9 protein-coding genes are annotated in these 12,665 nt (G+C 38.7%); all 9 read right to left on the bottom strand.

Features of this window, described 5'->3' with window-relative positions; genetic code table 11:
• Nucleotides 1-422: 422 nt before the first annotated feature.
• Nucleotides 423-1,370, bottom strand: coding sequence for a threonine ammonia-lyase (gene ilvA, locus ACXYMZ_RS06285; protein ID WP_458947532.1), 948 nt, complete (start codon nucleotides 1,368-1,370; stop codon nucleotides 423-425).
• 223 nt (nucleotides 1,371-1,593) lie between these two features.
• Complete coding sequence (leuD, locus tag ACXYMZ_RS06280) at nucleotides 1,594-2,175, bottom strand: 3-isopropylmalate dehydratase small subunit (RefSeq protein ID WP_458947531.1); 582 nt, start codon at nucleotides 2,173-2,175, stop codon at nucleotides 1,594-1,596.
• Between the two features lie 13 nt (nucleotides 2,176-2,188).
• On the bottom strand, nucleotides 2,189-3,595 hold the full coding sequence (leuC, locus tag ACXYMZ_RS06275) for a 3-isopropylmalate dehydratase large subunit (RefSeq protein ID WP_458947530.1): 1,407 nt from the start codon (nucleotides 3,593-3,595) through the stop codon (nucleotides 2,189-2,191).
• A 260-nt stretch (nucleotides 3,596-3,855) separates the two neighbouring features.
• Complete coding sequence (gene leuB / locus ACXYMZ_RS06270) at nucleotides 3,856-4,962, bottom strand: 3-isopropylmalate dehydrogenase (RefSeq protein WP_458947529.1); 1,107 nt, start codon at nucleotides 4,960-4,962, stop codon at nucleotides 3,856-3,858.
• Nucleotides 4,963-5,005: 43 nt separating this feature from the next.
• The gene (locus tag ACXYMZ_RS06265; RefSeq protein ID WP_458947528.1) at nucleotides 5,006-6,550 is read right to left on the bottom strand and encodes a 2-isopropylmalate synthase; all 1,545 of its coding nucleotides are present in this window, start codon (nucleotides 6,548-6,550) and stop codon (nucleotides 5,006-5,008) included.
• Nucleotides 6,537-7,580, bottom strand: coding sequence for a ketol-acid reductoisomerase (ilvC, locus tag ACXYMZ_RS06260; RefSeq protein WP_458947527.1), 1,044 nt, complete (start codon nucleotides 7,578-7,580; stop codon nucleotides 6,537-6,539). Before ilvC ends, ACXYMZ_RS06265 begins: the two co-directional genes overlap by 14 nt.
• Nucleotides 7,581-7,607: 27 nt before the next feature.
• A complete protein-coding gene (gene ilvN / locus ACXYMZ_RS06255; protein WP_458947526.1) occupies nucleotides 7,608-8,129 on the bottom strand; it encodes an acetolactate synthase small subunit in 522 nt (173 codons plus the stop codon).
• Nucleotides 8,126-9,847 (bottom strand): biosynthetic-type acetolactate synthase large subunit, encoded by a 1,722-nt coding sequence (gene ilvB / locus ACXYMZ_RS06250; RefSeq protein WP_458947525.1) that lies wholly within the window; start codon nucleotides 9,845-9,847, stop codon nucleotides 8,126-8,128. The genes ilvN and ilvB overlap by 4 nt, the downstream gene beginning before the upstream one ends.
• A 996-nt stretch (nucleotides 9,848-10,843) precedes the next feature.
• Complete coding sequence (gene ilvD / locus ACXYMZ_RS06245) at nucleotides 10,844-12,526, bottom strand: dihydroxy-acid dehydratase (protein WP_458947524.1); 1,683 nt, start codon at nucleotides 12,524-12,526, stop codon at nucleotides 10,844-10,846.
• Nucleotides 12,527-12,665: the final 139 nt, after the last annotated feature.

Raw genomic sequence — 12,665 nt, 5'->3', positions numbered from 1 at the left:
AACTTCGTGAATAAACATAATAAAGTTTTCTGTTTTTATTAATTTTTGCTCTTAATAATTCTAAAATTACTTTCGGGATTTTTTATTAAGCGAAGAAATTTTTCACTTTTTATCTTTTCCTATTTCAAGAAATTAAAGCTGTATTATAAATATTAAATTGAAAATTATTACAGTATTAACATATAATCATAAAAAAAGTTTTATAAATTTTTCAGTTATTTATTTTTAATTATGTTTTTATAAGTGCTTTTTGTTTTCAAATGTAGTATGTAAATTAACTTTCTTTGTTTATTGAGGATAAAATCGTATTGAAATTCATACAGGTGCCTGGTGAGTCTTCATATGTTTCCAAAACTTGATTTAGCCTTTTTATTAGACAAATTAAAACAGTATCTGATAATAACCACAGATACTGTTTCTGTTTAGTAGGCTAGAGCTTTATCTTTTTTTGTATAATGGAGGCCTTCTGCAAGTTGTTGAATCCTTGCCATCATACTTATATCAAGATTTCCTCCACTAACAATTACACCGGTATGGCGTGATTTAATCGTCTCGTGGTTTGCAAATAGAGCTGCTAAAGCTGCTGCACCTGCTCCTTCAATTAACGTTTTATTCCTTTCAAGCATGAATAAAATCGTTGCTGAAATCTCTTCGTCAGTAACAGTAATAATATCATCTACATATTCTTGAATAATAGGAAAGGTGTGTTTGCCTGGCTCCTTTACCGCAATTCCGTCAGCTAGTGTATTCACTTCTGTTAAACTTGTTGCATGGTTATTATGAAAGCTCTCATACATTGCCGGTGCACCGCTCGCTTGAACACCAATTACTCGAATATGACGATTGATATGTTTACATGCAACCGCAATTCCACTAATGAGACCACCGCCCCCTATTGGGACGAGAATCGTATCAATTCTATCTTCTTGGCGTAAAAGCTCCATTGCAATTGTACCTTGTCCTGCCATCACATCATGATCATCAAATGGATGGATATAAAGCATTCCACTCGTTTGTTCATGTTCTTTTGATGCCTGATATGCTTCCTGAAAACTTTCACCAACAAGCACAACTTCTGCTCCATAGTTACTCGTCGCTTCCACTTTGGCTTTGGGTGTTCTTTCTGGCATAAATATTTTTGCTTTAGCACCTAGTTTAGCTGCCGCATATGCTACACCCTGTGCATGGTTACCAGCTGATGCTGTTATTACTCCCTGATTTAATTCTTCCTTCGTGAGCTGCATTAATTTAAATGTCGCCCCTCTAAATTTAAATGCACCTGTTTTCTGCTGGTTTTCCATTTTACAATACACATTTTTCCCGACAATTTGATCAATCGTCTGAGAAGTTAATAATGGTGTCTGATGCACAAGTGGTGCTAAACGTTTCCATGCTTGATAAATTTTTTCGCCTGTTAATAAATCCCCAAGATAGCCACTCTCCTTATTTCTTGTTTCTTCTATATAATAGTAGAAAAATAATTTATATATACTATAGAAGAAACAGGTTTAGTTTATAAAATCTAGATCTTCATACTTCTTCAATTTTTATCGGAACTTTCCTAATTTCTTTCATTAAGAAAGTATCCTTTTGCTATCTTTGACTTTCAAATGCTAATATTTTTTCTTCTTGTAATAAAGTTAGAGCAATGTCATCCCAGCCATTGATTAACTTTTCCTTATGATATTCTGGTATGTCGAAGGAGATAACTTTACCTTCATCATCTGTTATCTGTTGGTTTTGTAAATCAATTTCTAAATGTAATTGACCTGACTCTGCTTTTTCCGCCCATTTTTTTATTTGGTCTTCACTTTGTTTTACAAGAATCATGCCATTCTTCAATGCATTGTTATAAAAAATATCTGCGAAGCTCGGAGCAATGACCACTTTAAAACCATAATCATATAATGCCCATGGTGCGTGTTCTCTTGAAGAACCACATCCAAAGTTTTCACCTGCTATAAGAATTGATGCACCTTTGTACTTTGGAGTATTTAAACTGAAATCCTCTCGTAATTTACCCTCATCATCAAAGCGCCAATTATAAAAAAGAAATTGTCCAAATCCAGTTCTTTCAATTCGCTTGAGGAATTGTTTAGGAATAATTTGGTCGGTATCAATATTTACCCTGTTCAATGGATAAACTAATCCCTCATGCTGTTTTATTGCTTCCATATTATCCCTCCTCTTATATTGCTACCTTAGTAAATTCACGTACGTCGACGAACTTGCCCTCGATTGCTGCAGCTGCTGCCATTTCTGGACTAACAAGATGCGTTCTCGCCCTGTTTCCTTGTCTACCTTCGAAGTTTCGATTTGAAGTAGATGCACATCTTTCTCCTGGAGGTACGATATCATCATTCATTCCTAGGCACATACTACAACCAGAATCTCGCCACTCAAAGCCAGCTGATTTAAAGATTTTGTCAATGCCTGCTGCTTCAGCTTGAAGTTTTACACTAAAAGATCCGGGAACAACAATTGCTTTGACCCCTTCTTTTACATGTTTCCCTTCAATGATAGCTGCAGCTTTTTGTAAATCACTAAGTCGAGAATTCGTACATGAACCAATAAATACATGTTGTATCTCTATAGAAGTGATCGGTTGGTTTTCTTCTAATCCCATATATTCTAATGCGCGATTTACCTCATCTGCATTATCTGATTCATTGATGTATGGCGTACTTCCACTAACTGGCACACACATTCCTGGATTTGTTCCCCAAGTAACTTGTGGCTCTACTTCGCTTGCATCAATTTCAACTGTATGGTCATAAACAGCACCTTCATCTGTTGCAAGTTGTAACCATTCTTTACTTAACTCTTCATATGCTTCATCTTTTGGAACATATTCTCTACCTCGTAAATATTCTACCGTTTTTTCATCAGGACTAATCAATCCTGCTCTAGCACCGGCTTCTATCGACATATTACAGATAGTCATTCTCTCTTCCATAGATAAATTGCGAATGGCTTCTCCTGTATATTCCATGACATAACCTGTTCCAAATCGAACACCAAACTTAGCAATAATCGCTAAAATTAAATCCTTAGCTGTTACTCCTGGACCAAGATCGCCAACTACTTTTACATTCATTGTTTTCGGTTGTTCTTGCCAGATGGTTTGGGTTGCAAGTACATGTTCAACTTCACTTGTTCCAATCCCAAATGCCAGAGCGCCGAAAGCTCCATGTGTCGATGTATGACTATCTCCACAAACAATTGTTTTTCCTGGTTGTGTTAATCCAAGTTGTGGACCAATAACGTGTACAATTCCTTGGTCAGGATGAAACATATCTGCTAATTTTATTCCGAATTCTTCACAGTTTTGTCTTAATGTTTCCATTTGTTTACGGGATATTTCATCCTTAATGACTTCCCGATTTTTCGTTGGTACGTTGTGATCCATTGTTGCATAGGTTAGGTCTGGTCTACGTACTGTTCTATTATTTAGTCTTAATCCCTCAAATGCTTGTGGTGAGGTGACTTCATGAATTAAATGCTGATCGATATATAAGAGATCCGGCTTCCCTTTCTCTTGATGGACAACATGTTGATCCCATATTTTCTTTATAATTGTTTCAGGTTTCCCCATTTCTCTCACCTCTCGACGTTTTTTTCTCTTTACGAATTTTAGTTTTAATTATAATAAAATCTTTTGTTTTTTATGAGCATATACCCGCTTCGGAAATATACTTCGCTTTCCGCGGGCGGCTGATGAGCTTACTTGCGCGCTTTGCGCACTGCGTAATCTCACCTATGCCTTTCTTCCCGCTGGAGTCTTCGTATATTTCCGAAGCTAGTTCTACTCTTTTAATCTGTTATAAACAAAGTCTTAACAGTTAAATTTTTTTCTTAAGCATACATAAACGAAATGCTATCTGAGATGCTTCTTGTTGATAGGTTTTCGATGATTGCGTCGGTCATTTCTTTTGTGGTTACTTCGACACCTTGCTTCATTTGGATGTCTTTTGTATGATAACCCTGTTTTAGTGTTTCATCTACTGCTCTTTCAATTTCAATTGCTTCCTCTTCTAGTCCGAACGAATTTCTTAGCATGAATGCTGCTGATAAAATCATTCCTAGTGGATTTGCAATTCCTTTACCTGCAATGTCAGGTGCTGAACCATGGATTGGCTCATATAAACCTAACCCATCTGCCCTTACACTCGCTGAAGGTAACATGCCTAGTGAACCAGTAATTACAGAAGCTTCATCACTTAAAATATCTCCGAAAAGATTTTCCGTAACTACCGTATCAAATTGACTAGGTGCTGTGATTAATTTCATTGCTGCTGCATCAACTAATAGATGCTCGACAGTTACATCTGGATAATTCTTTGCTTTTTCTTCTACAATTTCTCTCCACATTCTGCTTGATTCTAAAACGTTTGCTTTATCTACAGAAGTTAAATGTTTCTTTCTTGTTCTGGCTGTTTCAAATGCCTTCTCTATAATACGTTCCATTTCATGTCGTTCATAATGCAATGTGTCAACAACAGAGTTTCCGTTATTACGGCGTTCACTCGGTTTACCAAAATATAGTCCACCAGTTAATTCCCTAATGATTAAAATATCACTGCCCGCAACTACTTCTTCTTTTAGTGGTGAAGCATGCAACAAAGATGAATATAATTTTACTGGGCGAAGATTTGCAAACAAACCTAGTTGTTTACGAATCTGTAAAAGACCTTGTTCAGGGCGTATATGAGTTGGAACTGTATCCCATTTTGGACCACCTACCGCACCTAATAAAATTGCATCTGCATTCTCACATGCTTCAATCGTTTCTTCTGGTAAAGGAACACCGTATTCGTCAATCGCGGATCCACCAATTGCATATTCATGGAAAGAGAATGTATGTTCAAATTCCTGAGCAATCGTTTGTAACACCTGCTTTGCACTTGCCATAACCTCTTTACCGACACCGTCACCTGGTAATAAAATGATCTGTTTTTTCATTGTTGGATCCCCTCTCTGTTTTTTGTATTGCACGTTTTACTTTTTATGGAACGACTTCGACTTTTCTTGCTGTTGACTTAGTCATCAAGTAACGATTGACTGCATTTAAAAATGCGTTGGCTGAAGCCATGAGTACATCTTGATGTGAACCGCGACCGTTCATCGTTTCTCCGTCAACATTCATTTGTACATAAGCTTCCGCTAATGCGTCTTTTCCACCGCCGACTGAGCTTAATTGGTAGTCAATCAACTTTAATTCTTGGTCCATCAAGGATTCGATTGTTTTATAAAGAGCCTCGACACTTCCTCTACCAGTCAGTGCAGCCTCTCGATGCTCTCCATCTGGTGTTTCAAGGTTTACAACTGCTGTTGGTGTATTACCTGTGCCATAATACACTTGGAAGTTTGATAGAATATATTTATCTACCTCGGTAGCATCTGTTTTAATTTCCATTAACATGGTGTAAATATCATCATCAGTTACTTCTTTTTTATAATCCGTTAATTGTTTAAATCTCGTAAAAGCATCTTGTAATTCAGCCTCTGTTAGTTCAAAGCCAAATTCTTGAACTTTTTCTTTAAATGCATGACGTCCAGAATGTTTGCCTAGGAATAATGTGTTTTTAGTTACACCAACCATTTCAGGAGTGATAATTTCATATGTTTCCACATGCTTCAATACCCCATCTTGGTGAATTCCCGATTCATGTGCAAATGCATTTCGACCGATAATTGCTTTATTTGCCTGTACTTGCATCCCAGTAAGCTTTGCAATTAGATCGCTTGAACGCTTAATCTCATTTAAGACAAGCCCTGTTTCATATGGATAAAAATCAGAACGAATATTTAGCGCAACTGCAACTTCTTCAAGGGCAGCATTTCCAGCACGTTCACCTATTCCGTTGATCGTTCCTTCTACTTGTGTTGCACCATTTTCAACGGCAGCGATTGAGTTAGCGACAGCCATCCCCAAGTCATCATGGCAATGACAGGAAAGAGTAACTTTATCAATGTTTGGTACATGTTCCTTCATATACTTAAACATCGCTCCATATTCTGCAGGTGTCGTATAACCGACCGTGTCAGGCAAGTTGACTACTGTTGCCCCAGCATCAATTACTTTATCAATAATTTCTGCTAGAAAACCCAAGTCAGAACGTGATGCGTCTTCAGCTGACCACTGTACTTCGTCAAACTTCTCTTTCGCATAGCGGACCATCTCAACAGAAGTTTGAATCACTTCTTCTGGAGTTTTTCGTAATTTATAATCCATATGAATTTTTGATGTAGCTATAAATATATGGATAGCTGGCTTTTTCGCGCCTTTTAATGCTTCCCAAGCTGTATCAATATCTGATTTTACTGTTCGTGCTAAAGCAATAACAGATGTATTTTGTATCGTATCTGCAATAGCTTTCACTGCATTAAAGTCACCTTTGGAGGAAGCTGGAAAGCCAGCCTCCATTCTATCTACTCCAAGGCGTTCAAGCTGTTTTGCAATTTCAAGTTTTTCTAATTGATTAAGGTTTACTCCGGGCGATTGTTCGCCGTCTCTCAAGGTTGTATCAAATATTTTAATTCTGGACATATTCCTTCGCTCCCTTTTGTTTGTCTTGTTGTGTTTGAATTGGTTGTTTTACAAAAGGCATGAGGTCACGGAGCTCCCTTCCTACAGTTTCAATTTCATGCTTGTTCTCAGCTTGATTAATTGCATTGAATTGCGGACGGCCTGCTTGGTTTTCTAAAATCCAGCCCTTAGCAAATGCACCTGTCTGTACATCTGTTAAAATATCTTTCATTCTAGCTTTCGTATCTTCGTTGATTACACGCGGGCCTGATACAAAATCACCCCATTGTGCAGTATCTGAAATCGAGTAACGCATGTTTTCTAGTCCACCTTCATATAGAAGGTCAACGATCAATTTCATTTCATGTAAACATTCAAAGTAGGCAACTTCAGGTTGGTATCCTGCTTCAGTTAACGTTTCAAAACCAGCTTTAATGAGGCTTGTAACTCCTCCACATAGCACTGCTTGTTCTCCAAATAGATCTGTCTCGGTTTCTTCTTGGAAAGTTGTTTCGAGAACTCCAGCACGTGCTGAACCAATTGCGCTAGCATAAGCTAATGCAGTTTCTTTTGCCGCTCCTGTTGCGTCTTGGTAAATTCCATATAGTGCTGGTACGCCTGCTCCTTCTGTATATGTTCTTCGGACAAGATGCCCTGGCCCTTTTGGTGCAACTAAGAAAACATCCACATTTTCTGGTGGTACGATTTGTGAGTAATGGATGTTGAATCCATGGGCAAATACAAGTGAATTTCCTTCTTCAAGATTCGGTTTAACACTCTCTTCATAAACCTTTGCCTGTGACTCATCAGGTAAAAGAATCATAACGACATCCGCTTGTTTTACAGCGACATCAACTGGGAAAACATCAAATCCATCTTCCTCTGCTTTTTGTGCTGATTTTCCTGCACGTAATCCAACGACAACATCATACCCACTATCTCTTAAGTTCTGTGCATGGGCGTGTCCTTGTGAACCGTATCCTACAATTGCAATTTTCTTTCCTACCAATACCTCTTTATTAATATCTTGGTCATATAATACTTTTGCCATTTTTATCTTCCTCTCCAGGTTTTATTTTTATAGTGGAAATGCATTTACTTCTACTAATTGTTGACTTGCTTGCTGTCCTCTTAATAATGCTGTGACACCTGTTCTTGCGATTTCTTTGATCCCATAAGGCTTTAACAAGGAAATAAATGCGTCAATTTTATCTGTTTTTCCTGTAACCTGGATGGTCATCGTCTCTCTACTGATGTCTACGACTGTTCCTCGAAAAGGTTCAATGACACCTTGAATCTCTGCTTTTACTTGGGCACTAGCTGCTACTTTTACAAGCGCAAGCTCCCGAGCGACGATTGATTTATCAGTAATATCATTTACTTTAATGACATCAATCTGTTTGTGAAGCTGCTTTGTTAGCTGCTCCAATTTATGTTCATCTGCGACATTGACGACAAAGGTCATTTTTGCTAACCCGTCTGATTCTGATTCTCCAACTGTAATACTTTCGATATTGAACTGCCTTTTTGAAAACATTCCGGTAATTCTGTTTAATACTCCCCCGCGATTTTGTACGGTGCAGGTTATTATCCGCTTCACGCCTTCACCCCCACCATCTCATTGATGCCTTTTCCTGGTGCTATCATTGGAAGTACCTTAGCGAACTTTTCGACGCGGAAGTCAATGACGACTGGTCCTTCATAAGCAAATACTTCTTCAAGCAATTCAGGAACATCTTTTTCATTATCAATTTTCACGGCTCTTATACCGTAACCTTCCGCAATTTTAATAAAATCTGGATTTGCTGGAAGCAAGGAGCTAGAGTATCTTTCTCCATGGAATTCCTGCTGCCATTGTCTAACCATTCCTAAGGCTTCGTTATTTATGATAAAAACTTTAACTGGTAGTTTTAATTCTTGGATGACGCCTAACTCTTGAATCGTCATCTGTACACCACCATCACCAAGAAGCGCAATTACTTGAGCATCGGGACGTCCGATTTGTGCACCTATTGCAGCTGGTAAGCCGAATCCCATTGTCCCAAGCCCTCCTGATGTGACCCAATTATGTGACTTTCTAAAAGCATAAAATTGAGCTGCCCACATTTGATGTTGACCGACATCGGTTACTACGATTGCCTCTCCTTTTGACTTTTCATGAATTTCTTCAATGAGCCATTGTGGTGAGATTGCTTCTTTTCCTCTGTCATACCAATAAGGAAATTCCGCTTTATTTTCATTTATGTGATCTATCCAACTTTTTATATCTGGTTTGTTTATTTTTAAATTTGTTAAGGCTTGGAGTGCTTTCTTGGCATCAGCAACAATTGGGATGTCCGTGCGAATTATTTTTCCGATTTCAGCAGGATCTATATCGACATGAGCGACCTTAGCTCCTGGAGCAAAGTTTGCAATTTTACCTGTTAGCCGATCATCGAAACGGGCTCCAATATTAATTAATAAATCCGCTTCGTAGATTGCTGTGTTTGCTGTATACGTTCCATGCATTCCTCCCATTCCGAGGAATAATGGATGGTCTCCTGGGAAATTCCCTAATCCAAGAAGTGTGTTTACAACTGGGATTTGATATTTTTCAATAAAATTCATGAGCTGTTCGCTAGCATCAGCGAATAGAATTCCTGCTCCAGCTAGTAAAACTGGTCTTTCACTTTTTTCAAGTAATGCTCCAAGTTTTTGAATTTGTAATGGATTTGGTTTCATTGTTGGCTGATATCCTGGTAAGTGAAAGGAATTATCAAAGCCACCTGCAGTTACTTCAGCTGCAATATTCTTTGGTATGTCAATGAGTACTGGGCCTGGTCTACCAGTTGTAGCGATATAAAATGCTTCCCGAACAATTCGTGGTAAATCTTTTATATCCTGCACTTGGTAGTTATATTTTGTAATTGGTGTGGTAATTCCTAGGATATCCGCTTCCTGAAAAGCATCTGTTCCAATTACACTTTGACCAACCTGACCTGTAATAATCACTAGCGGTAAGGAATCCATCATTGCATCGGTAATCCCTGTAATGAGATTCGTTGCTCCTGGACCTGATGTAGCAATCACAACGCCTGGCTTGCCGGTAACTCTCGCATATCCTTCTGCTGCATGGATCGTTCCCTGTTCATGCCTGCAAAAGATATGGTCAAAAGGAAAGTTATGGCGGTACATCGCATCATAAATCGGTAAAACAGCACCACCAGGATATCCAAAAACCTTTTCTACTTTGGCCTCGACTAAGGCTTCAATAAGTACATCAGCACCTGTTAAGAGCTCATGTTTAATTTCTGTCGTTTGTTTCACTTCCACCGCCATTCAATAAACCTCCTTTTGATAATTTGCATTTTTGAAATAAAAAAAGACGCTCTTCACCCCAACAAATAGACCTGCTTCATGCAAGAATATTGGGGAGAAAAGCGTCTGCTCTTCACGGTACCACCCATATTTACAGCACTCTTACGAATACTGCCTCATCAAGCTATATACTCAGCTTGATTGGATAACAGGTGCATAATGGTGCACCTGGCTTAACCTAATTGGAGTATCCGTTCAGTTAAGCACTCAGAGATGATGTCAGAACAATTGATATTTCTGGGCTTCCAGCAACCCCAGCTCTCTGTGAATATCATGTTATTGTTCTTTTTTTCCCGTCATAGCGTTTTGATATTTAGTTTAAGTTCAAGAATTTTCACTTTAAACAGTTTATACATATTTATTAATAATATGCATGAACAAAAGTTAAAAATTTATTTGTTTTTTGATGTTGTCGCTTATCATAATACTTTTATATCAAGTCGTCAACACCTATTTTGAAAGTTTTTCGATACTTTAGATAAATCAATTAAATTGATTGCGCTTACATCTCTTGTATCATCATGCATTGTTATGAATAAAACTTTTTTAAAATTTATTTTAGAAGTAAGGGAATAGTTAGACTTTTTGGGGTGGGAGGGGGTTTAGTGTGGGGGTGGAGGGTGGTGGGATGGGTTGAGATTGTGAACTTGGGCGAGGTAATTGTGAACTTTGGGTGGTCGGCCTGTGAACATCGGCGAGTCGCTTGTGAACTTGGGCGACTTGATTGTGAACTTCAGCTTTCTCGTAAAAAAGTTTAGAGATGAGGTTCGTGGAAGGAGTTGAATTGTGAACTTCGGCGAGGTAATTGTGAACTTTGGGTGGTCGGCCTGTGAACTTGGGCGAGTCGCTTGTGAACTTCGGCGACTTGATTGTGAACTTCAGCATTCCGTAAAATATCAGCATCAATCCAAGTAAAAACCATAAAAAACCCCAGGCATCCAAGCCTAGGGTAAAATATTATCTATTTAAGTAATCTGTAACTGCACCTTTCGAAGCACTCGTAACGTTATGTGCATACTTCCCGAGCACACCTTTTTTATATAGTGGTGGTGCTTCCCAATCTCTCTTCCGTTTCTCAATCTCTTCATCGGAAACATCAAAGGTAAGCACCATCTCCTCTGTATCAACTGTAACGAGATCACCTTCCGCTAGAAATGCAATTGGTCCTCCGACTTGGGCTTCAGGTGCAATATGACCAACTACAAGTCCATGAGTCCCACCAGAGAAACGGCCATCTGTAAGCAATGCAACTTTTTCTCCGAGTCCTTTTCCTACTAGAATACTAGAAATCGAAAGCATTTCAGGCATGCCTGGGCCACCTTTTGGTCCTACATAGCGAATAACAAGCACATCGCCTTCGTTAATTTCGTTGTTCATTACTGCTGCAGTCGCTTCTTCTTCTGTGTTGTAGACACGCGCTGGACCAGTGTGCTTCTTCACTTTAACTCCAGACACTTTAGCAACAGAACCTTCTGGCGACAAATTCCCCTTCAATACGATTAGCGGACCATCCTTCCGTTTTGGATTATCCAGCGGCATAATTACCTCTTGACCTTCTTTCAAATCCGGAACTTCCGCTAGGTTTTCAGCTAATGTTTTTCCAGTAACTGTTAAACAATCTCCGTGCAAGTAGCCGTTCTCCAGTAGTAGTTTCATCACTGCTGGCACACCACCGACATGATATAAATCTTGGAAAACAAATCTACCACTTGGTTTCAAGTCAGCTAAGTGAGGTACTTTTTTCTGCATGCGTGCAAAGTCATCGATTGTTAAATCAACCTCGATCGCATGGGCAATTGCTAGCAAATGTAGAATCGCGTTTGTAGATCCACCTAAAGCCATGACAACTGTTATTGCATTTTCGAATGCTTCTTTTGTCATGATATCTTTTGGATAAATTCCTTTTTCTAATAAATTATAAACAGCTTGGCCAGCTTCTTTAGAATCCACTTCTTTATCTTCTGACTCTGCTGGATTTGATGAACTACCTGGCAAACTCATTCCCAAAGCTTCCACTGCAGAAGCCATTGTGTTTGCTGTGTACATTCCACCACAAGAACCAGCACCAGGGCAAGCTGCACATTCAATCGCTCGTAGCTCATCATCCGAGATATCATTGTTATTATTTTTTCCAACACCTTCAAACACGGAAACCAAATCAATATCTTTTCCATTTAAATTTCCTGGAGCAATCGTTCCTCCATATACGAAGACAGATGGGATTTCAGCATTAGCAATCGCAATCATGCAACCTGGAATATTTTTATCACAGCCACCGAAGGCGACAAGTCCATCAAAACTTTCCCCACCTACAACCGTCTCAATCGAATCTGCGATAATATCTCGACTTGGTAGAGAGTAACGCATGCCTGGAGTTCCCATAGAAATTCCGTCAGAAACAGTTATCGTATGAAAAAGGAATGGCACTGCGCCTGCTTCCCTCACGCCTTCTCTCGCTTTTTTTGCAAGTGACCCAAGATGAACATTACACGGGGTAACATCACTTTCTGTGTCAGCTACTCCAATCATCGGTTTTTTAAAATCCTCATCTGTCAAACCCACTGCACGTAGCATCGCACGGTTGGGTGAACGCATTTTACCATCAAAAACATGGCTATTAATTCGCATATCTTTTGTCATCATCTGGACCACCCTTCATTTTCGAATCATTATAAAGCTAATTATTTAATATTTCAATGTATAATTTTCTATTTCGTTTAAAGTTTCTTACATTTCCAACAATATTCGTATAAAATAAAAGCTTAACATGACGAGGTTT

The sequence above is a fragment of the Oceanobacillus sp. CAU 1775 genome, from assembly GCF_054482815.1.
This window is presented reverse-complemented; position numbering and strand designations above follow the sequence as displayed.